Below are 20,758 nucleotides of genomic sequence, written 5' to 3'. Positions count from 1 at the left end.
GACCGCGACCGGCCGAGTCGGTCAGCTCGCGGTTTCGGTGAAGGGGGACGCGCAGAGACTGCAGGTGATCGGCCCCAGCTCGAGGATCGACCGGGCCGCGCGGATGCGGCGCGGCTTGTCGCACCCGCATACCGCGGCCACGTAGTTCGGCCCGCCGCGGTGAGCACCGCGGCCGTCCACCGGCGCAATCACGACTGGAGTCGGTGCCGGCACGACGACATCGGGCTGGTCGGGATCCGTGGGCAGCGGCTGCGGAGCCTGCGCACGGACCGCGACCTCCTGCTCGGTGTGCCGCCACACCGTCAACGCCCTTTCGAGAGCGTGCAGCGAATCCGCGTAGGCCTCGATTGTCTCGGGCAAGGCGGTGGTGGCCGACCACCCGATCCGATCCGCCTGCTCGGCCCGTACACCCAGCTCGTGGGCGAGCGCCGCGAACCGTTTGTTGTGGTACCGGCCGTCGCTCACGTCCACGATGTCGCGCGTGGCGGCGAGACCGTGGGCGGCTTCGTGCAGCGTGGTTGCCAGGATGTCGGTGGCGGGGCGGCGCAGGCCTTCGGCACCGAGGAAGAACTCGGCGCGCGGATCCTCGCCGGGGCCGACGTGCCAGCGGGAGCGGGCGAAGTGGCCGTGGATCTCGGTGGTGGTGCCCATCGTGCCGGATGCCAGGACGAGGATGGCCTCGGGCACGTCGGGGTGGCGGCGGCGGATTTCGGCCCACAGCTGTTCCATCGCGTGCATGACGCGGGTCGTCGGGCCGAGTTCGGGGATCACGCCGCGATTTTGCCGCTTAAGCGGTAACCGGGCCATCGAGGCCGTCGAGGACGCGGGCGAGGCCGGCGTCGAACGCGATGTCCGGGTCGGGGTGGGAGCCGAGGTCGACGGCGCGGGCGAGGGTGGGGTAGCGGCCGGTCGCGAGCATGCGCCGCAGGTAGGGAGCGGACGCGCGTTGCCACTGCGCTTCGTCCTGGCCGGACTCGCGTTCGCGGCGCAGCTCGGTGATCTCGCTGCGGACGGCGCCGGTCACGTAGGAGTGCACGGCGCGCACCGCGACGAGCGCGTCGTCGATGTCGCCTTCGTCGGCGGTGGCGAGCGAGGCTTCGAGGTAGGCCAGCGCGTTCGGGCCGAGCCCGGGACGCCCGCCGAGCAGGTCGGCGAACCATTCGTGCCGGTGTGCCGCCGTGCGAACCGCGTGGGCGAGCGCCCGCAGGCCCGTGCGACGGTCGGTGCCGGGCTCGGGCAGGGGCAGCTCGCCGTAGACGGCGTCGGCCATGAGGTCGAGCAGTTCGTCCTTGGTGGAGAGGTAGCCGTAGAGGCGCATCGGCCCGGCGCCGAGCGCAGCCCCGACCTTGCGCAGCGACACGGCTTCCAGCCCTTCGGCGTCGGCGAGCGAACAGGCCGCGGCGACGATCCGCTCCCGGCTCAGCGGGGTCGGCGCCGATCTGGCCGGCGGCTCGGGCCGTTCTCACACCAGTTCGCTCATCGCGGTAACGATACACCGCACTTGTTGATACATCGTATTGTAGAAATACGCCGTATCGATCGGAGTCCTCCTGCCTCGTATCGCCATCGCCGGAGGGGGCCTCGGTGGCCTGACGCTCGCCCGGGTCCTGCACGTCCACGGCATCCACGCCGACGTCTACGAACGCGACACCGGCCCGACCGCTCGCATCCAGGACGGCACGCTCGACCTGCACCCCGCCGGCGGCCAGCTCGCGCTGCGCGAAGCGGGGCTGACGGCCGGGTTCCGCGCCATCGCCCGGCCCGGAGGGCCAGGACCTGGCGCTCCACGACCACACCGGCACCCCGCTGCTGCGCGAGGACACGCCCGACGACGCGTTCGGCCGCCCGGAAGCCGACCGTCCCGCGCTGCGCAAGCTGCTGCTCGACGCCCTGCGCCCGAGACCGTCCACTGGGGACGCGCCGTGGAGGACATCACGCCGCTCGCCCACGGACATCGCCTGCACCTGGCCGACGGCAGCGCCGCCGACTGTGACCTCCTCGTCGGCGCGGACGGCGCCCGTTCCCGCGTGCGTCCGCTCGTCACCCCTGCCGAACCGGCGCACACGGGCGTGAACGCGATCGAGCTCGTGATCCCGGACATCGACCTCGCCCATCCCGCGCTCTCGGTGCTGGTCGGGCGCGGCAGTTTCATGGCGATCGGCCCCAACCGCACGCTGTCCGCGCAGCGCAACGGCGACGGCAGCGCCCGGGTGCACCTGACGATGCGCGGTGAGGAGGACTGCTTCGCGACCTCGGGCATCGCGTTCGACGACCCGGCGACCGCCCGGATCCAGCTGCAGGACCTCTACGCGGGCTGGGCCCCGGAGTTCCTGCAGCTGGTCGCCGCGGCCGAAGGACCGATCACGCGGCCGCCGATCACGGCGCTGCCGGTCGGCTTGAGATGGGATCCGGTTCCAGGCCTGACGTTGCTGGGCGACGCGGCGCACCTGATGCCGCCGTTCGCCGGCGCGGGCGCGAACCTGGCGATGCTCGACGGCGCCCGGCTCGCCTTGGCGCTCGCGTCGGCAGAAGACGTGCGCGGCTTCGAGGAGGAGATGTTCGCCCGCGCCGCCGAGGAGGCGCGGGACTCGGCGGCGAACCTGGCGAAGTTCCTGTCGCCGCGCGGCGCCCAGGGGGTGCTGGAGCTGATGCGGTCCCTGTGCGCCGTGGACGTCAGCTCAGGTGCTTGATGACCTCGGCGAACGCGGCGAGGTGCGGTTCGAGCACGCTGATGTAGGTGGTGCCGAACGTTTCGCGGTACCGCTCGAGCCGCTCCGCGATCTCGCGTGGCGAGCCCACGAGCACACCGGGCAGCTCGGCGAGCTGTTCGTCGGGCAGGCCGCTGGCCTGACGGATGACGCCGAGGTCGAGCGCCTCGACGCTGTCGCCGACGGCGGCGACGAACAGGTTCAGCTCGATGTCGCCGAAGCGGTCGCCGGCGGCGTCGCGCAGCACCTGCACGCGGTGGGCGAACGCGTCTTCCGGGGCGGTGCCTGCGGTCACGCCGGCCATGATCGAGAAGCTGAAGATGTCGGCTTCGCGGCCGCCGAGTGCCACCATGCGGTCGCCCGAGCCGGACAGCATGATCGGCGGCACCGTCGCGCCGGTTTCCGCGGCCAGCAGCTCGCGTGTGGCCTTGAGCGTGGACTCCAGCTTGCGGATGCGCTCACCGCCGGAGCCCATCGGCACGCCGACGGCCTCGAACTCGTTCGGCATGTAGCCGGTGCCGAGACCGAGCTCGAGCCGGCCGTCGGTGAGGCGCTGCACGTCGGCAACGTCGCGCGCGAGGTAGGCAGGGCTGAGGATGCCGGCGTTGAGCACGTAGGTGCCCAGCCGGATGCTCGTGACGTCCGCCGCCGCGACCAGCGCGGGGAAGGGCGAGGGCATCCCGAGGTGGTCGGGCACCTGGAGCACGTCGTAGCCGCGGTCCTGCACCTCGCGGGCACGGGCGCGCCAGTCCGTGCGGGAGCCGACGTTGAGCAGGGAGACCCCGAAGCGGAACGGGCGAGTAGTCATAGGGGCGGATCCTTCGCATGCGGACGAACGGAGAAAGCCGGTACGGCCTCCGGCTCACACGTACGCCACGCTAGTCCCGTTCACCGCCATGATCGAGATCACGAGGTTTCGCGACCCTTACCGGTGACGCGGGGTTCGCGCAGGTGGTCGAGGACCCGCCCGAGCTGGTGGACGAACTGCTCGCGCTCGGCCGCGGGCAGGGGCGCGGTGAGCTCGTCCTGTACGTCGTCGAGGGCTTTCGTCATCGCGGCGAGGTGGGTGCGGCCTTCGCCAGTGAGGGTGACGACGTTGCGGCGCCGGTCGGCCGGGTCGGGTGCGCGCAGTACCAAGCCGGCGGTCTCCAGCTCGCCGACGGCCTCGACAACGTAGCTGCGGTCGATGCGGCAGCGCCGTCCGAGCGCGGCCTGGCTCGCGGGGCCGAACTCGTCGAGGGCGGCGAGCAGCGCGTAGTGGTAGCGGCGGAACCCGGCGGCGTCGAACGCGTCGCCCACCAGCCGCGTGACCTGTGTGGCGAGCTGGGTGACGAGCCAGCTGGGCCGGCTGCGCAACAGGGTGGGGACGCGGTCGTCCCCGGTGTTCTGCATGGGCAGAGCGTAACGGCGGCCCGTGGTCGCGACGCGGGAAGTGACTGCTTCGCGCAGCTACCTCGGGTGATCGCCGGGAGCGAACCGCGCACGCCGTGAGCGAACGCCGTCCCCACGGCCTCGTCCGCGCTCCTACGTTCGGGGCGGACAGGGATCTCGCACGGAGAAGGAGAAGACGATGACGCTGACGGTGGTTCCCGCGATGCACGCGGCGGGGCAGCAGCCGAACGAGTCGGTGTACGAGCAGTTGCTGCGCGACCGGATCGTGTTCCTGGGCACCGAGGTGACCGACGAGGTGGCGAACCGGATCACGGCACAGCTGTTGCTGCTCGCCGCGGACGACTCCGAAAAGGACATCACCTTCTACCTCAACTCGCCCGGCGGCTCGGTCACGGCGGGGATGGCGATCTACGACACGATGCAGCTGGTGAAGCCGGACGTGGCGACGTGGGGACTGGGGTTCGTGGCGTCGATGGGGCAGTTCCTGCTCTCGTCGGGCACGCCGGGCAAGCGGCACCTGCTGCCGAACACGCGGATCGTGATGCACCAGCCCTCGGCGGGGATCTCGGGGGCGGCGACGGACATCGCGATCCAGGCGGAGGTGTTCGGGAAGATGAAACGGCGGATCGCGGAACTCACGGCGGCCCAGACGGGGCAGCCGGTGGAACGCATCACCGCCGACGCCGACCGCGACCGGTGGTTCGACGCCGAGGAGGCGCTGGCCTACGGGTTCGTGGACCACATCGTGGGCGCGGAGCGGGTGGCGACGGCCTGACTGGCCCTTCCCGACGGACACTCGGGCACGCGCGTCCCGACGTCCTCACGCCGGGACGCGCGTGCGGTACTGCTGGGGGCTGCGGCCGTATTCGCGTTTGAACGCGGCGCTCAACGCGAACGCGCTGCCGTAGCCGACCCGGCGGGCGATGGCGCCGATCGTCGCGTCGGGTTGCTGGCGCAGCAGGTCGGCGGCCAGCGCGAGGCGCCACGCGGCGAAGTAGGCCATCGGGGGCTCGCCGACGGTGGCGGTGAAGCGCCGCGCCAGGGCGGCACGGGAGACGCCGGTGCCGGCGGCGAGCTCGGCGACGGTCCAGGGGTGGGCGGGCTGGTCCTGCAGCAGCCGCAGCGCGCGGCCGGCCACGGGGTCGTCGTGGGCGCGGTACCAGGCGGGCGCCGCTGAGCCGGGGCGGGCGAACCAGGTGCGCAGCGCGGCGATGAGCAGCAGGTCCAACAGCCGGTCGAGGACGGCTTCCTGGCCGGGCACGTCTCTGCCGATCTCGGTCGCGAGCAGCGGCACGAGCGGGCTGTCCCAGTCGGCCGCGCGAACCAGCAGGGTCTGGGGCAGAGCGGCGAGCAGCCGTCGCGACACCTCGCCCACCCGCGGATACGTCCCGGTGAGCAGCACGGTGGCGCCACCGGCGGGGGTGCCCCAGGTGCGGACGCCGACGTCGACGAGGTCGATGAGGTGCTCGCCGTCGGGAGTGCGGCACTCCTGGCCGGGCAGGATCACCGCCTGCGGCGGAGTGGCCGGGTCGTCGGCGAACAGGTACGGATCCGGGCCGAGGGCGATCGCGATGTCCCCCGCCTCCAGGTGCGTGGCGTCACCGTGGTCGGGCACGAGCCACGCCTCACCGGTCACCACCGCCACGATTGTCAGCGGTGCCTCGTCTTCAATGCGCAGCGACCACGGCGGCGTCAGGACCGAGCGGAGCAGGAAGGCCCCGTGCGCGCGGGGCCCATCGAGCAGCGCTGCGAGCGGATCCATGCGCAGCAGTGTAGACGCTGGAACATGCGATTGAGCTGATGAACCATGGAGAGTCTCATCTGCGGGCGCTTCACTGGCTGGCATGACAAACACAACTCTGGTTCTGGGCGATACGGGTAAGACGGGGCGCCGGGTGACGCAGCGGCTGACTGCGCGCGGTGGTGTTTCTGCCCCGGCTCCGCCGGGGCGTGCGAGATCGCCTTTGAGCGATCTCGCGGGTGGGTCGGGTGAGGAGACGTGAGTGAGCAGGTGATGAGTGAGCAGGTGGTGCGGGAGTCGGGTGCGGCGTGGACGGTGCTGCGGGCGAGCTGGTTCTTCCAGAACTTCAGCGAGCGCTTCTTCCTCGAGCCGGTGCCGGCGGGCGAGATCGCACTGCCTGCCGGGCAGACCACGGAGCCGTTCGTGGACGCCGACGACGTCGCCGACATCGCGGCCGAGGCGCTGACCACGGGTGCGCTCGACGGCCGCACGCTGGAGCTGACCAGTCCGCGGCTGCTGACGTTCGGCGACGTAGCCGGGGAATCTCCGCCGCGATCGGGCGAGATGTCCGCTATCGTCCGGTTTCGGCGGAGGAGTTCGTGCCCGCTCACCCGACCCCAGCGCGAGATCGCGCCGACGGAGCCGGGGCCAAAAACACAGGAGCACGTGATGTCCACAGTGTCCGGAGTGGTCCTCGTGGTCGCGATCGTCGCGGCGGGCCTGATCGCGGGGTTGTTCTACTCCTACGCGGTGTCGGTGATGCCGGGCCTGGCGCGGGCGGACGACCACACGTTCGTGACGGCGATGCGCGAGATCAACATCGCGATCGTCAACGGCTGGTTCCTGCTCACGTTCCTCGGCGCGCCCCTGCTGGCCGCGGCCGCTGTGGTGCTGGACCTGGTGGCCGGCGGACGTGGGGCGCTGCCGTGGCTGATCGCCGGCTTCGCGCTGTTGCTGGCGATGATCGTGATCTCGGCCGTGAAGAACATCCCGATGAACAACGCGCTGGACCGCGGCACGGCTTCGCTCGCCGAGCTGCGCGGGCAGTTCGAGACGAGCTGGGTCCGGTGGAACCTGTTGCGTGCCTTCGCCTCGACGGCCGGGTTCGCGTGCCTGCTGGGCGGGTGGCTGGCCCGCGGGACCGGCTGACGCGGTGCCGGAGCCGGTCCCGCGGCGCGCGGGTCAGTCGGCGAGGCGGAAGTACAGGTCGGTCTCCCACTTCGTGGCGTCGGGTTCCACGCGCGGGTCGGTGCGGTAGACCTCGAGGCGCCCGGTCCAGTGCTCGCCGTCGGCGGCCTGGGTGCGGTCCCAGTGCACGCCTTCGGCCGCGCCCCAGGTGAGGACTTCGGCGGTGGTGGCGACGAGTCCGTCCGGCGCCCCGTGGTGGGTGGCCATCACGTATTTCCCGCCGGGCACGACGTCGTTGAGGTACTCCTCGCCCAGCTCGACCGGCGCGGCGACGGGCACGCCGGCTTCCACCGTCAGGTTCGCCATGTCCGGGCCGATCACGAGGTAGCGGAAGAACGGCGCGCCGGCCGGCGTGACCCCGCGTTCGGCGAGGGCGCCGACGATGGCGGCGATGCGGTGCGCGACCTCGCGCAGCCCGTCGAAGCCGACGGTCGCGCGGTAGCCGACGTAGGGCTGGTCTTGGCGGTCCACCAGGGACGGCATGGGTTCTCCTCGTGGTCGGGTCAGCCCAGCATGGGGCGGACTTCGATGGTGCCGTACGCGGCGGCGGGGTGGCGGGAGGCGATGTCGACGGCCTCGTCGAGGTCGGCGCAGTCGATCATGACGAAGCCGCCGATCTGTTCCTTGCTCTCGGTGAACGGGCCGTCGGTCAGCAGGACGTCGCCGCCGCGTACGCGCACGGTCGTGGCCGTGGCGGGCGGGTGCAGGCCGCCACCGCCGACGAGGATGCCGCGGGCGAGCAGGTCGTCGGTCCAGCCGCCGCAGCCGGCGATCTTCTGTTCCTCGGTGGGTTCTTCGCCGGCGATCATGAGCAGGTAACGCATGAGCTGCCTCCTAGGCATGGGTGAGGACTTCGGTCAGGCGGGCGGCGAAGGGGCCGGGCTCGCCGGCGAATCCGCCGTGGTCACCGGGGAATTCCACGGCCTCCCGCCCGAGTGCGCGGGCCAGTTCGAGCCCGGCGGTGTGGGCGGGGGTGCCTGCCGCGGCTTTGCCGACGGCGACAACGAGGCGGGTGTCGGTGGCGCGCAGGGCGTCGAGGTCGGGTTCCCAGGCGCCGACCGCGGCCATGAGGTGGCCGAAGAAGAAGGCGAAATTGCCCTGCATCCGTTTGCCCTGCTCGATTTCCTCGGCCGTCGGGTTCGCCGGTGGCGGCGGCACGTCGAACCCGGACGCCGCCATGAACGCGCCGAGCGCGGCCTCGACGCCCTGCTCGCGGTAGATCGCCGGGATGTCGGGGAAGTCGGCGAGCATCTCGCCGAGGTAGCGGCTGACCGGCGGCTCGTGCGCGACCAAGGTCGCCACCTCGGCCGGGTGGCGCTGGGTGTGCTCCAGCATCGTGATGGCGCCGCCGCTGTTGGCGAACACGTGCGCGGGCCCGCCGCCGAGCTCGGTGAGCAGGCGGTGCACGTCGTCGGCGTGCTCACCGACGAGGTCGCTGCCGGGTTCGCCGGCGATCGGGCTGCGCGAGATGCCGCGCGGGTCGAAGGTGACCACGGTGTAGTGGTCGGTCAGGTGCGGGCGCAGGCCGGTGAACGCCGTGGCGTCGGCGGGGCCGCCGGGCACGAGCAGCAGCACGGGGCCGTTACCGTCGACGTCGTAGGTCAGCTCGGCGCCGGGTACGCGCAGGGTCTTGGTGATCATCGCGGTCCTTCCGGTTCACGGGTCGGTTCGTCTCTCCGACGAACGGGCGGCGCCGGGACCGACACTGCGGCTCCGGAATTCCCGGGAGATGTTTCGGCGAGCCTGCGCCGCAGGTAGCTGCGCTCGGCGTCGGTGCGGGCGAGGTCGAACGCGTCGGTGTACGCGGCGTGGGCTTCGGCGGTGCGGCCGAGACGGCGGAGGAAGTCGGCGCGGGTGGCGGGTAGCAGGTGGTAGCCGGCCAGCGTGCCGCGGGCGGTGAGCTCGTCGGCGAGCGCGAGCCCGGTTCCGGGCCCGAACGCCATCCCCGCGGCGACCGCGTGGTTCAGCTCCACGACGGGGGTGGGCAGGTGGCGGCGCAGCTCGCGGTAGAGGCCGGCGATCTGGGCCCAGTCGGTGTCGGCGGCGCGCGCGGCCGTGGCGTGACACGCGGCGATCGCGGCCTGCACCTGGTACGGCCCGGGGCTGCGGCGACGCAGCGCGCCTTCCAGCAGGGTGGTGCCCTCGGTGATCGCGGCGGCGTCCCAGCGGCCGCGGTCCTGTTCCTCCAGCGGCACGAGCTCTCCGCCGTCGGCGACGCGGGTGGCGCGGCGGGCGTGCTGCAGCAGCAGGAGTGCGAGCAGGCCGGTGGCCTCGGGTTCGTCGGGCATCAGCTGCGCGAGCACGCGGGCGAGGCGGATCGCTTCGGCGGCGAGGTCGGGGCGTTGCAGGTCGGGTCCGGCGCTGGCGGTGTAGCCCTCGTTGAACAGCAGGTACAGCACGCCGAGCACGGCCGCGGTGCGTTCGGGCAGCAGGTGCGCGGGCGGTACGCGGTAGGGGATGCCGGCGCTGCGGATCTTGCGTTTCACCCGCACGAGCCGCTGCGACATCGTGGCCTCCGGGACGAGGAACGCGCGGGCGATCTCGGCCGTGCTGAGCCCGGCGAGGGTGCGCAGCGCGAGCGCGACCTGCGCTTCGACGGCGAGCGCCGGGTGGCAGCAGGTGAAGATGAGGCGGAGGCGGTCGTCGGGCACGGTGCCGTCGTCGGTCGGTGGTTCGTCGGGGACGATCATGCGCGCGGCCTCCCGGAGCTTGCCCGCACCGACGGCGTCGCGGCGGATCCGGTCGACGGCTCGGTTGCGGGCGGCGGTGGTGAGCCAGGCCCCGGGTTTGGCCGGGATGCCGTCGCGCGGCCAGGTGCGCACGGCGAGGGTGAAGGCGTCCTGGGCGCACTCCTCGGCGAGGTCCCAGTCGCCGGTGACCCGGATGAGGGTGGCCACGACCAGCGACCACTCTTCCCGGAACGCCCGCGCGACGGTGGCCTCCACCGCGGCGTCTCGCCCGTGCTTGTCCACCCCGTGCTCCCTCCGGTACCGGCTCGCTCATACCCGCTCGACGAGCGGACCGGGGCGAAACCGACACCCGGATGCGAACCTAAACCGGCGGACCGACAGTCTCCAGGCCTTCAGCGGCGCTCGACGAGCAGCGTCACCCCGTCGAGGATGCGGGCGAGGCCGAAGCGGAAGTGATGCTCGGGGTTGGACGCGGCGTTGTTCGCCTGGCCGGCGGCGGTGCCGACGCGGCTCGCGCGTGGGAAGTTCGTGGCATCGGCGGCGGGGATTTCGGCGAGGACGGGCGCGCTGCGTTCCCACCACTCGGCGTCGGTCAGGCCGCTGCGGCGCGCGAGCCGCACGGCGTCGATGGAGCCGCGCGCGGTGCCCTGCACGAGCCCGATGACGAGGCTGACGACGGCGTCGAGCTCCAGCTCGTCGAGGTCGAGGCCGTCGAGCGCGCTGAGTTCGCGTTCGTACTTGGCGAAGGTGTTGGGCCCGAGCGGCGGGCGGGCGGTGGTGATCTGCAGCAGCCACGGATGGCGGTGGTAGAGGCGCCACAGGTCCTCGGCCACGGCCGTGAGGGCGTCGCGCCAGCCGGTCGACGGCAGTTCGGCGGTGAGCTCGCCGTGGGCGTCGTCGAGCATCAGGTCGATCAGCTCGGCGTGCCCTGGCACGTAGGTGTAGAGCGACATCGGGGCGACGCCGAGCTCGTCGGCGACGCGGCGCATCGTCACGGCCTCGAGCCCGTCGGCGTCGGCCAGCCGCGTCGCGGTGGCGACGACGTCGGCCACGGTGAGCTTGGGTTTCGGCCCGCGCCGAGGCGGTCCGGGGACGCCCCAGAGCAGCTCGATCGTGCGCCGCGGGTCGCCGCCACCGGTGTACTCCGTGCTCATCCGCGTCATTCTGCCCTGCATTTTATCGTACGTCGTACAGAGTTCTGGTAATGTCGGCGGACGGCGTACGAGACCGACGGAAGGGGAGTCGTGGGGAGCGCATCGCCGGGGGAGGCCGTGGTGGTCGAGCCGGGTTTCGTCGTGTTCTGGCACCCGGACGGCACCACACCGGTGGGACCGGGCGAGCCAGGAACTGTCGACGTCGTCCTGCGCGACGGCCTGCACACGGTTCCGGCGCGGCGGGTGCCGATTGCCGACGCCGTCGCGCTGCTGCGGGAGGTCTCCGGCGACGCGTCGGCCGAGTTCTGGTCGGTCGCCGCGCAGGCGGGCACACGCTTGGCCGAGGCCGGGTGGACGGGACCGCTGGCACCGGAGGAAGAACAGTGGCTGCGCCGGCTCGCCGCCGCGATGCCCCCGCACGCCCACGCCACCCCGCTGCCCGGCGACCCGGCCCGGCTGCCCGAGCCGTTCCCTGTGCTGGTGCGGTTCCTGCGTGACGTCGCCGGCCTCACCGCCGCCACGCGGGTGTCGCTGCGGCTCGAATCGGACGACCTCGACGGCGGCCGGTTCCGCGCCGTGGTGCAGGTCCACGGCGACACACTGGTGGACGCGGAGGAACTGTGGCGGACGGGTACCGAGGCGGCCCGGCACGAGGTGCTGCTCGTGCTGCGGCGCTGCGCCGAGGTGTGGCCGCCCCTCGCCCCGCTGCTGGCCGCGCCCGTGCCCGCCGAGGTGGCGCTGCTCGACGACGACATCCGCGAGCTGCTCGGTGACGCCGCCGGCCGGCTGGCCGAGCTCGGCGTCGCCGTCCACTGGCCCGCGGAGCTGGCGGGGCTCACGGCCCGCGCGGTCGTCCGCCCGGGTGCCGTGCCGGACGACGTGCCGGCGTTCTTCGGCGGCGGCCGCGCGCTGGAGCTCGACTGGCAGCTCGCCCTCGGCGGCGCGCAGCTGTCGGCAGCCGAGCTGGACGTGCTCGCGCAGGCCCACCGGCCCGTCGTGCGGCTGCGCGACCGGTGGGTACTGCTCGACCCGGCGTCCGCGAGCCGCGCGCGGGAGCGGGCGCTGAAGCCCCTCACACCCGTCGACGCGCTTGCCGCCGTGCTGGCCGGGACGACCGAAGCGGACGGTACCGAGGTCGAGCTCGTCACCGACGGCTGGCTCGCCACAGTGCGATCCCGGCTCGCCGAGCTGCCCGGCCCGGCGCCGCAGCCGCCGGGACTGACGGCGACCCTGCGCGACTACCAGCTGCGCGGCCTGCACTGGCTCGACACCGTCACCTCACTCGGCCTGGGCGGCTGCCTCGCCGACGACATGGGCCTGGGCAAGACACTCACCCTCATCGCCCTGCACCTGCATCGCGACGCCGGCCCGACACTGGTGGTGTGCCCGGCGTCGTTGCTGGGCACGTGGGAGGCCGAGATCCACCGCTTCGCCCCGGGCGTGGCCGTGCGGCGGTTCCACGGCGGCGCCCGCTCCCTCGACGACCTGCACGGGTTCGTGCTCACCACCTACGGCACGCTGCGCGCGGACCCGGCGCCGCTGGCCGCGGTGGCGTGGGACCTGGTGGTGGCCGACGAGGCCCAGCACGTGAAGAACCACCGCTCAGGCACGGCGAAAGCGCTGCGCACGCTGCGATCGTCCGCGCGGGTGGCGCTGACGGGCACGCCGGTGGAGAACACGCTGTCCGAGCTGTGGGCGATCCTGGACTGGACCACGCCGGGCCTGCTCGGCACGCTCACCGAATTCCGCGCCCGCTGGGCGAAACCCGTCGAGTCGGGCAGCGATGCGGCAGCGGCCGAGCGGCTTTCCCGGCTGCTGCGGCCGTTCCTGCTGCGGCGGCGCAAATCCGATCCGGGGATCGCGCCCGAGCTGCCCGCGAAGACCGAGACCGACCGGCCCGTGGCGCTGACGTCGGAACAGGCCGCGCTGTACGAGGCGGCCGTGCAGGAGCTGCTGGCCGAGGTGGGGGCGAGCGACGGGATGGCGCGCCGCGGCCGGATCGTCAAGCTGCTCACCGCGCTCAAGCAGATCTGCAACCACCCGGCCCACTACCTGGCCGAAGGCGACGACGCGCCCCTGTCCGGCCGGTCCGGCAAGCTGGAACTGCTGGACGAGCTGCTCGACACGATCCTCGCCGAAGACGGCGCGGTGCTCGTGTTCACCCAGTACGTGGTGATGGCGCGGCTGCTGCAACGCCACCTCGCGAGTCGTAAAATCCCCAGCCAGCTCCTGCACGGCGGCACCCCCGTTCCTCAGCGGGAGGAGCTGGTCCGCCGGTTCCAGGACGGTGCCGTGCCGGTGTTCCTGCTGTCGCTGAAGGCGGCTGGGACGGGCTTGACGCTCACCCGCGCCGACCACGTCGTGCACTATGACCGCTGGTGGAACCCGGCCGTCGAGGAGCAGGCGACCGACCGCGCGTACCGGATCGGGCAGACGCGGCCGGTGCAGGTGCACCGGCTCGTCGCCGAGGGCACCGTGGAGGACCGCATCGCCGCGATGCTGCGCGAGAAGCGCGCGCTCGCCGACGCTGTGCTCGCCGGTGGGGAAGCGGCGTTCACCGAGCTGACGGACGCCGAGCTCGTGCAGTTGAGGAGGCCGGCATGACCGACCGCGTCCGGGGGTTCGCGGCGTTCCCCGCTCGCGAGGGCCGGGGTCCGTTCGCGCGCACGTGGTGGGGCCGTGCGTGGCTACAGGCCATGGAGGACACGGCCCTGGATCTGCGGCAGCTGCGGCGCGGCCGTGGTTACGCCGTGGCGGGACTGGTCGGGCCGATCACCGTGAGCCCCGGCCGGATCGCCGCGACCGTGGACGACACCGACGGCGGTCCGTTCCGCACGAGCGTGCACCTGGCCGAACTGTCCACAGCGGACTGGGACCTCCTGCTCGGCCGCGCAGCCGACCGGGCCGGGAACCTCGCCGCGCTGCTCGACCGGCACCTGCCACCGGAGCTGGCCGACGACGTGCCACTGCTGCCGGGGATCGGCGACCTCGACCCGGACTGCGACTGCCCCGGCTTCGAGCTGCCGTGCCGGCACGCGGCCGCGCTGTCGTTCCAGGTGTCGTGGCTGCTCGACGCCGACCCGTTCGTGCTGCTGCTCGCCCGCGGCCGCACCGAACGCGAGGTCCTCGACGAGCTCGGGCAGCGCACCACCCGCCCCGCCGACGGCATCCTCGTCGCCGACGCGTACACGCGGGTGGTGCCGCCTCTGCCGGATCTGGCCGAGTTCAGCCCGGTGCCGCGCTAGGCGTGGGTGCCGCCGTCGATGCGGATCTCGGTGCCGGTGATGAACTCGCCGTCGTCGGAGGCCAGCATCGCCACGACACCGGCGACCGACTCCGGGCGACCGACCGGGTTGCCGACCGGCGTCGCGAGATCCGTCGGCAGGATCGGCAGGAGCTTGCCGAACAGCGCCCAGTCGACGTCCTGCGGCATCCAGGTGCCCGCGTTGTCGGTGATGCCGCTCTTCACGCTGCCCGGCGCGACGCTGACCGCGCGCACGCCCTGCTTGCTGTACTCCAGCGCCAGCGAGTGGGTGAACGCCTGGATCCCGCCCTTGCTCGCCGCGTACGCCGCCATGTAGGGGTGCGCGAAGGCCGCGGACGTGGAGCTGAAGTTGATCACCACGCTCTTCCCGGTGGCGATCAACGCGGGCAACGCCTCGCGCGTGACCAGGAACGTGCCGGTGAGATTCACCGCGACGATCCGGTTCCAGAACTCCAGCGACGTCTCGTGCGTGTGAGAGGCCTGCAGAATCCCGGCGGCGTTGACGAGCACATCGAGCCCGCCGAGGTGCTCGACCGCGGCCGCGATGCCCTTCACCACCGACTGCTCGTCGGCGACGTCCATCACGAAGGTCTCGAGGCGCGGGTCGCCGGCCAGCTCGGCGGTGCCCGCGATGGTCTCGGCGGACACGTCGGTGGCCACCACCCGCGCCCCCTCCGACAGCAGACGCAGCGTCGTGGCGCGGCCGATGCCGGAACCGGCACCCGTCACGAGGATCCGGCGATCGTGCAAGCGAGTCATCGATCTCCGTAGTGTTGGCTTCGGCTCCGCGATCTCGCTGTCACCATACCGAGTTCACCACTGCCTGCCACGGCGCAGTTTCGCCAGTTCCGGCATCGACACGTGCCCGATCCGGTACCGCACGGGGTCTTCGTCCGATGCGTCCTCGGCCCACAGCGTGTAGCGCACCAGCTCCCAGCCGCGCGGGTCGATCACGAGCGCCGCGGAATGGACACCGTCGCGCCGCGAGTGCTCCGACAGATCGGCCAGCGCCGGCGTGATCACGTCACCCGGAAGGACCTCGCGCGGCAGGGTTTCCGTGCGTTTGCCCGCCGCGCGAGGTGTCGTGCCGAACGCCGGTCCCTCCTCGAACGCCAGCACGGTCCAGTGCTGCACGGGCGGGCGCTCGAAGTCGTCCACGATCCCGCGGAACCCGCCCTCCCACAGGAACGAGTGCATCCCGGCTGGGTCGTGCCAGAGGTAGAAGGGGGAGTACTGGTTGAGCTGCGAGCCGTCGACGCCGCGCTCACGCACCCCGTACGCCTTGAGCCCCAGCCCGGGGAACTCGTCCAGCAACGGCCCGCGCTCGCGCACCCTGCGGTGGATGATCTGCATGTCGTAGTCGGCGGGCAGGGTGATCTCGTAGTGCATGGCGTGCACGGGTGACCTCCGATCGTCGAGGTCCACACTAGGAGGGCGGGGCATGCGGGCGTACGGGTTGGTGGGAGCAGGGGAGATCACGGCCGCGATCGTCGAAGGGCTGAGCGCGGATGTGGCCGACCCGCCCGCCGTGTTCCTCTCCCCGCGCGGGCGGCAGGTCGCACACGAGCTGGCCGGGCGGCTCGACGCGGCTTCGGTGATCGTGCTCGCGATCCGGCCCGACGTGGCGCAACAAGTGGTGGCAGAGCTGGAGTTCCGGCCGGACCACGTGGTGCTCAGCGCCGTGGCCGGGATGCCGCTGGCGACGCTGCGGGCGTGGACCGCGCCGGCCGCGCACGTCGTACGGACCATTCCGCTGCCCCAGGCCGCGCGCCGGCACAGCCTCACCGCGCTGTTCCCGGACCACCCCGTCGCCCGGGACCTGTTCGAACCGCTCGGCGGGGTGGTCGTCCCGCCGGACGAGCCGACGCTCGACGCCTTCAGCGCCGCCACCGCCACCTTCGCCGCTCACCTGGACTACCTGACCACCATCGCGGGCTGGCTCGCCGGCCACGGCGTCGAACCCGCCGCCGCCGACGCCTACGTGACTCACCTGTTCGCGTAGCTGGGCCAGTCGCTGGGCATCGCGTCGCTCACCGAACTGACCGCTAAACACACCACACCGGGCGGGATCAACCAGCAGCTGATGACCGCGTTGCGCCACGACGGCGTGCCCGGCTCGGTGCGCCGCGGCCTCGACGCGGTCCTGGCCCGGCTGCGCGAATAACTCAGCTTTCCTTACGCGCCAGCAGATACGCCTGCGGCGTCTTCTCACGCGGCGCCCGTGCGCGGACCAGCCGCGCCTCCACCGTGAACCCGGCGTCGGTGAGCAGCCCGGCAATGAAATCCGGGTCGAGGCGGTAGGCGTCGAGGGAGATGTCGTGGCCGTAGCCGTGGGTGAGATGCCGGCGCTCGGCCCCCACCTGAAACGCGGTCAGCAGCCGCCCGCCCGGCGCGACCACGCGCGCGAGCTCCGCGACCAGCACCGGCAGCTGCTCCGGCGGCGTGTGGATCAGCGAGTACCACGCGAGCGCCCCCGCCAGCGACGCGTCGGCCAGCGGCAGCGCGGCCATCGACCCGACCTCGAACTCCAGCTCCGGGTACGCCTCGCGCGCGACCTCGACCATGCCGGGGGACAGGTCGATCCCGAACGCGGCCAGGCCGCGACCCGCCAGGTACCCCGTGATCCGGCCCGGACCGCAGCCGAGATCCCCGACGCGCGCGCCGGTGCCTACGAGCTCGGTGAAGGTATCCAGCATCGCGCGATCCCACGGACTCGCGGCGAGGTCGTCCTTCGACAAGTCGGCGTAGGACGCCGCGACGGTGTCGTAAGCGGTGCGGGTGGCGGACACGAAGTCGGTTTCGGAGGCGGTCATGACCACGCACGCTAGCGCGCCGACCGGCCCCGTGTCCGCCGAACGCGCCGCCTACACCCGCGCGCGGTCGATGATCGCCGAAGTGTCCGTGCCCGCCGGCAGCGTGCCGAACGCGATGCCCCAGTCACCGGCGAAGCGCGACGCGCAGAACGCGTCGGCAACGGCCTGGTCACCATGGCGCACGAGCAGGGAACCCTGCAGCACCAACGCCATCGACTCCACCACGCGCCGCGCGCGGAACTCCACGTCGTCCAGATCGGACAGTTCCTTCTTCAACCGGTCCACGGCGTCGTCGAGGCGCGCATCCGCACCGGCGGCCTGCTCGACCTCGCCGAAGAACGCCGCCACCGACTCCGGCTGACGGCCCATCGCACGCAACGCGTCGAGCGCCGCCACGTTGCCCGAACCCTCCCAGATAGACATCAGCGGCGCCTCGCGGTAAAGCCGCGGCATCCCGGACTCCTCGACATAACCGTTGCCGCCGAAGCACTCCAGCGCCTCTGCCGCGTGCATCGGCGCCCGCTTGCACACCCAGTACTTCGTGACCGCCATCCCGAGGCGCCGGAACGCCTGCTCCTGCGCGTCGTCGGGCCGGTCGCCCGCCGCCGCGAGCCGCATCGCCACGGTCGCCGCCGCGTCGGACTCCACCACGAGGTCGGCCAGCACGTTCGCCATCAACGGCTGATCCACCAGCGCCTTGCCGAACGCGTGCCGGTGCGTCGCGTGGTGCACCGCCCGCACCACACCCAGCCGCATCCCCGACGCACTGCCGAGCGCGCAGTCCAGCCGCGTGTTGTTCACCATCTCGATGATCGTGCGGACCCCTCGGCCCTCCTCGCCGACGAGCCAGCCCACCGCGTCCTCGTACTCGATCTCCGACGACGCGTTCGACCGATTGCCCAGCTTGTCCTTCAGCCGCTGCAGACGGATCGGGTTGCGGCTGCCGTCGGGCAGCACACGGGGGAGCAGGAAACACGACAGTCCGCCGGGCGCCTGCGCCAGCGTGAGGAACACGTCCGACATCGGCGCCGAGGTGAACCACTTGTGGCCCACCAGCCGGTAGGAACCATCGGCGACCGGCCGCGCGGTCGTGGTGTTGGCCCGCACGTCGGAGCCGCCCTGCTTCTCCGTCATCGACATGCCCGCGATCAGCCCGCGCTTGGTGCTCGGCTCCCGCAGCCCGAAGTCGTACTCCGTCGCCGCCAGCAGCGGCTCGTACAGCGCCGCCAGCTCCGCGTTGGCCCGCAACGCCGGAACCGCCGCATAGGTCATCGAAATCGGGCACGTGTGCCCGGCCTCCACCTGACCCCACACGTACAGCTTCGCCGCCCGCGCCGCGTGCGCCCCGGCCCGCTCGTCACGCCACGGCGCGCCCTGCAACCCGTGCGACACGGCGACGGTCATCAGCTCGTGCCAGTACGGGTGGTACTCCACCTCGTCGATCCGGTTCCCGTACCGGTCGTGCGTGCGCAGCACCGGCTCGTTCTCGTTGACGATCCGGCCCCACTCCTGCGCCTGCTCGCTCCCGGCGAGCCGGCCCAGCTCATGGACCTCCTCCGCCGCCCAGCCCGCGTCCGCGCGATCCAGCGACTCGAGCAGCGCCGGATCCTGCGCGACGTCGTAGACCAACGGCGGCACCTGGTTGGTGACCTCATGCGTGGCGGACATCGGAACCTCCCAAAGACCGGACGACGAACGTCCGCAACTCGACGACATCACTCACCGCACCGCCTCGCAGCGGCCCGATCAACACCTCCGCCGCGGCACCCACCAGCGCCGCCGCGGTCAGCACGGAATCCTGCGCGGGCAACACACCCGAACGCACCCCGGCGGCCACGTGCTCGGCCACCACGTCCCGGAAAGCGCGCCGGAACTCCAGGCGCTCCGCGTCGATGAGCGCGTCCACCGGCTCGGCCAGCAGCGCATACGCCAGCCGCGGCGCCTTCAACGCGCGCGCCGCGAAGGTCTCGAACACCGCCGCCACCCGCTCCGCCGGCTCACCCGGCCCCGCCGACGCCTCCCGCACCGCCTCGACCTCCCGCGTCACCACCTGGCGGAACACCCGCACGACCAGCTCGGCCTTGGTGGGGAAGTGGCGGTACACCGTGCCGACGGCGACCCCGGCCCGCTCCGCAACGGCCGCCACGGAACAGCCCGCGTAGCCGTGCTCGGCCAGCTGCTCGACCGCCGCGGCGACGATCGAGTCGCGCAGCGCGTCGAGGCGCTCCTGCACCTTGGGGGTCCTGCGGTAGGGCACGTCAAGAAGTGAAGCACCGATTCATTACTTCAGTCAACCAGGCCGGCGCACACCAAAAAAGTCGGCGACCCAAGGGGAGTGGGGCGTGCTTGGCTGGGGATCCGGACGAAAGGACCACACCATGTTGCGTGGAATGGCCACCCTGAACTTCTCCGCCGACGATCTCTCCGCCGCCCAGGCCTGGTACACGGCCGTGCTCGGCATCGAGCCGTACTTCGCCCGACCCGGCTACATCGAATACCGCCTCGGCGACCGCGAAGCCGAACTCGGCATCGTCGACCGCCAGTACCTGCCCCCGGCGCCCGACGGTCCCGCCGGCGCGATCCTGTACTGGCACGTCGACGACCTGCCCGCCGCACTCGACCGCCTCATCACCCTGGGCGCCACCGAACACGACGGCCTGCGCGAGCGCGGCCACGGGTTCGTCACCGCCTCGGTCGTCGACCCGTTCGGCAACGTTCTCGGCATCATGTCCAACCCGCACTACGTGGACATGCTCGCGAAGCAGTAAGCCAGGGGAGACCCAGCCGGAGCCGCTCACGCTGGTCGTGTTCCACGGCAGCGGGGGCACTCTGCTGATCTGGATCAGTGCCGCCCTGATCCTCGTGATCCCGGCGATCCTGGCGCGATCCGGGGTATTCGTCCTGCTGAGCATTTTCATCGCCGGCATCCACGTCGTGATGATCTTCATGGCCGGGCTCACCGCGGTCGACGGATTCGTCCTCCAGACGCGTGGCGTGCAAGTGCAGGCGACCTCGACCGGCTACACCGACCGGTGGACCGCCGCGCCGTTCACGCCGCCGAGCAAGTACACGCGGCACGCGCTGGCCGTCGTCACGCCGGACGGGCAGCACGGAGTCGTGGCCGTGAACGGCGACAAGCCGGGCTCGGTCGTCGACGTGGTCGCGGACCCGGCGGCGGCAGTGGACCTGCACCGACCCGACGAGATCGACTTCGGTGTCGGCATCGTCATCGCGGCCATCGATCTCTTGATGATCTTCGGATGGGTCTACTGGGCGGGTCGGTCACGGACCCGACCTCGCCGCGCGTCCGGCGCGGCCGCACCGGTCTCAGGTCCGGAGGAGCAGGCTCCGCCGACCAAGTTGACATAATGTACATTATCGGCACTTGGCCGACCTGCTGAAGGAAGCCCGGAGAGGGGCTTCAGGAGGCTGACTCCAGCGGTTTCACACCGCGAACGAGAGCGCATCCCGGGAAGCCTGCCGGAGCGCCGCGATCCGCACTCGACCGAACGTCCACCACGGGACGAGTCCTGAGCAAGCCGCCTGGAGGCCGTCCGGAGACTTCGGCGGAGATCCCCGAGTTCAGGCGCCAACACAACACCGGAACACCCGTTCAATTCGTCACCGTGACGAATTGAACGCGACTGGCGGGACATTGAAAGTACGCAACCAACACGCGTACCGAAGCATTGACAGTCGATCGGCTCTCAGCACGGGCCCCTGGAACGACCTCAGGCAACCACTCGAACGGATGAACGATCCCTCGACAACACCGCACCACGCAGTCGAAGACGCGCCGAACCGGCC

General features: G+C 72.0%; 23 protein-coding genes. 8 read left to right on the top strand and 15 right to left on the bottom strand.

Going from position 1 to position 20,758, the window contains the following annotated elements; all coding sequences use genetic code 11:
* Positions 1-21: 21 nt before the first annotated feature.
* Positions 22-771, bottom strand: a complete 750-nt coding sequence (locus AB0M56_RS25330) for a hypothetical protein (protein WP_364180169.1) — start codon at positions 769-771, stop codon at positions 22-24.
* 16 nt (positions 772-787) lie between these two features.
* Entirely contained in the window at positions 788-1,408 is a 621-nt protein-coding gene (locus AB0M56_RS25325; protein ID WP_364180213.1) for a TetR/AcrR family transcriptional regulator C-terminal domain-containing protein, read from the bottom strand.
* 514 nt (positions 1,409-1,922) lie between these two features.
* Here AB0M56_RS25325 and AB0M56_RS25320 point away from each other — a divergent pair.
* Positions 1,923-2,690, top strand: a complete 768-nt coding sequence (locus AB0M56_RS25320) for an FAD-dependent monooxygenase (protein WP_364180167.1) — start codon at positions 1,923-1,925, stop codon at positions 2,688-2,690.
* On the opposite strand, the gene AB0M56_RS25315 is transcribed toward AB0M56_RS25320, so the two are convergent.
* Entirely contained in the window at positions 2,674-3,516 is an 843-nt protein-coding gene (locus AB0M56_RS25315) for a TIGR03621 family F420-dependent LLM class oxidoreductase (RefSeq protein WP_364180165.1), read from the bottom strand. The genes AB0M56_RS25320 and AB0M56_RS25315 overlap by 17 nt on opposite strands.
* Positions 3,517-3,614: 98 nt before the next feature.
* A complete protein-coding gene (locus AB0M56_RS25310; RefSeq protein WP_364180163.1) occupies positions 3,615-4,100 on the bottom strand; it encodes a MarR family winged helix-turn-helix transcriptional regulator in 486 nt (161 codons plus the stop codon).
* Positions 4,101-4,278: 178 nt separating this feature from the next.
* Here AB0M56_RS25310 and AB0M56_RS25305 point away from each other — a divergent pair, with 178 nt between their 5' ends.
* Complete coding sequence (locus AB0M56_RS25305; protein WP_364180162.1) at positions 4,279-4,875, top strand: ATP-dependent Clp protease proteolytic subunit; 597 nt, start codon at positions 4,279-4,281, stop codon at positions 4,873-4,875.
* Between the two features lie 45 nt (positions 4,876-4,920).
* On the opposite strand, the gene AB0M56_RS25300 is transcribed toward AB0M56_RS25305, so the two are convergent.
* On the bottom strand, positions 4,921-5,862 hold the full coding sequence (locus AB0M56_RS25300) for an AraC family transcriptional regulator (protein ID WP_364180161.1): 942 nt from the start codon (positions 5,860-5,862) through the stop codon (positions 4,921-4,923).
* 237 nt (positions 5,863-6,099) lie between these two features.
* Here AB0M56_RS25300 and AB0M56_RS25295 point away from each other — a divergent pair, with 237 nt between their 5' ends.
* Positions 6,100-6,990 (top strand): anthrone oxygenase family protein, encoded by an 891-nt coding sequence (locus AB0M56_RS25295; protein ID WP_364180160.1) that lies wholly within the window; start codon positions 6,100-6,102, stop codon positions 6,988-6,990.
* Positions 6,991-7,023: 33 nt separating this feature from the next.
* Here the strand turns inward: AB0M56_RS25295 and AB0M56_RS25290 are convergent, their stop codons facing one another.
* The 5 genes from AB0M56_RS25290 to AB0M56_RS25270 form a co-directional block, all read right to left on the bottom strand.
* Positions 7,024-7,512: a GyrI-like domain-containing protein gene (locus AB0M56_RS25290; RefSeq protein WP_364180159.1), complete on the bottom strand. Its 489-nt coding sequence runs from the start codon at positions 7,510-7,512 to the stop codon at positions 7,024-7,026.
* 20 nt (positions 7,513-7,532) lie between these two features.
* Positions 7,533-7,853 (bottom strand): YciI family protein, encoded by a 321-nt coding sequence (locus tag AB0M56_RS25285; RefSeq protein ID WP_364180158.1) that lies wholly within the window; start codon positions 7,851-7,853, stop codon positions 7,533-7,535.
* Between the two features lie 10 nt (positions 7,854-7,863).
* On the bottom strand, positions 7,864-8,670 hold the full coding sequence (locus tag AB0M56_RS25280; protein WP_364180156.1) for an alpha/beta hydrolase: 807 nt from the start codon (positions 8,668-8,670) through the stop codon (positions 7,864-7,866).
* Complete coding sequence (locus AB0M56_RS25275; RefSeq protein ID WP_364180154.1) at positions 8,667-10,001, bottom strand: RNA polymerase sigma factor; 1,335 nt, start codon at positions 9,999-10,001, stop codon at positions 8,667-8,669. Before AB0M56_RS25275 ends, AB0M56_RS25280 begins: the two co-directional genes overlap by 4 nt.
* A 110-nt stretch (positions 10,002-10,111) precedes the next feature.
* Entirely contained in the window at positions 10,112-10,882 is a 771-nt protein-coding gene (locus AB0M56_RS25270; protein ID WP_364180152.1) for a TetR/AcrR family transcriptional regulator, read from the bottom strand.
* 81 nt (positions 10,883-10,963) lie between these two features.
* On the opposite strand from AB0M56_RS25270, the gene AB0M56_RS25265 reads away from it, so the two are divergent.
* Positions 10,964-13,477, top strand: coding sequence for a DEAD/DEAH box helicase (locus AB0M56_RS25265; RefSeq protein ID WP_364180150.1), 2,514 nt, complete (start codon positions 10,964-10,966; stop codon positions 13,475-13,477).
* A complete protein-coding gene (locus tag AB0M56_RS25260) occupies positions 13,474-14,118 on the top strand; it encodes an SWIM zinc finger family protein (protein WP_364180148.1) in 645 nt (214 codons plus the stop codon). The genes AB0M56_RS25265 and AB0M56_RS25260 overlap by 4 nt, the downstream gene beginning before the upstream one ends.
* Here the strand turns inward: AB0M56_RS25260 and AB0M56_RS25255 are convergent.
* Positions 14,115-14,897 (bottom strand): SDR family oxidoreductase, encoded by a 783-nt coding sequence (locus tag AB0M56_RS25255; RefSeq protein ID WP_364180146.1) that lies wholly within the window; start codon positions 14,895-14,897, stop codon positions 14,115-14,117. The genes AB0M56_RS25260 and AB0M56_RS25255 overlap by 4 nt on opposite strands.
* Positions 14,898-14,951: 54 nt before the next feature.
* On the bottom strand, positions 14,952-15,527 hold the full coding sequence (locus tag AB0M56_RS25250) for a DUF4865 family protein (protein ID WP_364180211.1): 576 nt from the start codon (positions 15,525-15,527) through the stop codon (positions 14,952-14,954).
* Between the two features lie 52 nt (positions 15,528-15,579).
* On the opposite strand from AB0M56_RS25250, the gene AB0M56_RS25245 reads away from it, so the two are divergent.
* Positions 15,580-16,140, top strand: coding sequence for a pyrroline-5-carboxylate reductase (locus tag AB0M56_RS25245; RefSeq protein WP_364180144.1), 561 nt, complete (start codon positions 15,580-15,582; stop codon positions 16,138-16,140).
* A gap of 163 nt (positions 16,141-16,303) precedes the next feature.
* Here AB0M56_RS25245 and AB0M56_RS25240 read toward each other — a convergent pair whose 3' ends face one another.
* Genes AB0M56_RS25240 through AB0M56_RS25230 form a run of 3 tightly spaced genes read right to left on the bottom strand, consistent with a single transcriptional unit; the run spans position 16,304 to position 19,208 of the window.
* Positions 16,304-16,951 carry a class I SAM-dependent methyltransferase gene (locus AB0M56_RS25240; RefSeq protein ID WP_364180142.1) on the bottom strand — a complete coding sequence of 216 codons (648 nt, stop codon included), beginning with the start codon at positions 16,949-16,951 and terminating at the stop codon, positions 16,304-16,306.
* 51 nt (positions 16,952-17,002) lie between these two features.
* Positions 17,003-18,619: an acyl-CoA dehydrogenase family protein gene (locus tag AB0M56_RS25235; protein ID WP_364180140.1), complete on the bottom strand. Its 1,617-nt coding sequence runs from the start codon at positions 18,617-18,619 to the stop codon at positions 17,003-17,005.
* Positions 18,603-19,208 (bottom strand): TetR/AcrR family transcriptional regulator, encoded by a 606-nt coding sequence (locus AB0M56_RS25230; RefSeq protein ID WP_364180138.1) that lies wholly within the window; start codon positions 19,206-19,208, stop codon positions 18,603-18,605. The genes AB0M56_RS25235 and AB0M56_RS25230 overlap by 17 nt, the downstream gene beginning before the upstream one ends.
* A gap of 133 nt (positions 19,209-19,341) precedes the next feature.
* Between AB0M56_RS25230 and AB0M56_RS25225 the strand changes: the two genes are divergently transcribed.
* Complete coding sequence (locus AB0M56_RS25225; protein ID WP_364180136.1) at positions 19,342-19,719, top strand: VOC family protein; 378 nt, start codon at positions 19,342-19,344, stop codon at positions 19,717-19,719.
* A 37-nt stretch (positions 19,720-19,756) separates the two neighbouring features.
* A complete protein-coding gene (locus AB0M56_RS25220; protein ID WP_364180134.1) occupies positions 19,757-20,320 on the top strand; it encodes a hypothetical protein in 564 nt (187 codons plus the stop codon).
* Positions 20,321-20,758 lie beyond the last annotated feature (438 nt).

It is taken from the genome of Amycolatopsis sp. NPDC051372 (assembly GCF_040682095.1).
Lineage (GTDB): Bacteria > Actinomycetota > Actinomycetes > Mycobacteriales > Pseudonocardiaceae > Amycolatopsis.
Note: the sequence above shows the minus strand (reverse complement) of the source record. Positions and strands in the feature narration are given on the sequence as shown.

Bases quoted from the DNA above. Each gene is read 5' to 3' on its own strand.
- AB0M56_RS25315 (WP_364180165.1), bottom strand. From the start codon at position 3,516: ATGACTACTCGCCCGTTCCGCTTCGGGGTCTCCCTGCTCAACGTCGGC.
- AB0M56_RS25285 (WP_364180158.1), bottom strand. From the start codon at position 7,853: ATGCGTTACCTGCTCATGATCGCCGGCGAAGAACCCACCGAGGAACAG.
- AB0M56_RS25225 (WP_364180136.1), top strand. From the start codon at position 19,342: ATGGCCACCCTGAACTTCTCCGCCGACGATCTCTCCGCCGCCCAGGCC.
- AB0M56_RS25270 (WP_364180152.1), bottom strand. From the start codon at position 10,882: ATGACGCGGATGAGCACGGAGTACACCGGTGGCGGCGACCCGCGGCGC.
- AB0M56_RS25250 (WP_364180211.1), bottom strand. From the start codon at position 15,527: ATGCACTACGAGATCACCCTGCCCGCCGACTACGACATGCAGATCATC.
- AB0M56_RS25260 (WP_364180148.1), top strand. From the start codon at position 13,474: ATGACCGACCGCGTCCGGGGGTTCGCGGCGTTCCCCGCTCGCGAGGGC.
- AB0M56_RS25255 (WP_364180146.1), bottom strand. From the start codon at position 14,897: ATGACTCGCTTGCACGATCGCCGGATCCTCGTGACGGGTGCCGGTTCC.
- AB0M56_RS25310 (WP_364180163.1), bottom strand. From the start codon at position 4,100: ATGCAGAACACCGGGGACGACCGCGTCCCCACCCTGTTGCGCAGCCGG.
- AB0M56_RS25305 (WP_364180162.1), top strand. From the start codon at position 4,279: ATGACGCTGACGGTGGTTCCCGCGATGCACGCGGCGGGGCAGCAGCCG.
- AB0M56_RS25235 (WP_364180140.1), bottom strand. From the start codon at position 18,619: ATGTCCGCCACGCATGAGGTCACCAACCAGGTGCCGCCGTTGGTCTAC.
- AB0M56_RS25300 (WP_364180161.1), bottom strand. From the start codon at position 5,862: ATGGATCCGCTCGCAGCGCTGCTCGATGGGCCCCGCGCGCACGGGGCC.
- AB0M56_RS25240 (WP_364180142.1), bottom strand. From the start codon at position 16,951: ATGACCGCCTCCGAAACCGACTTCGTGTCCGCCACCCGCACCGCTTAC.
- AB0M56_RS25245 (WP_364180144.1), top strand. From the start codon at position 15,580: ATGCGGGCGTACGGGTTGGTGGGAGCAGGGGAGATCACGGCCGCGATC.
- AB0M56_RS25290 (WP_364180159.1), bottom strand. From the start codon at position 7,512: ATGCCGTCCCTGGTGGACCGCCAAGACCAGCCCTACGTCGGCTACCGC.
- AB0M56_RS25280 (WP_364180156.1), bottom strand. From the start codon at position 8,670: ATGATCACCAAGACCCTGCGCGTACCCGGCGCCGAGCTGACCTACGAC.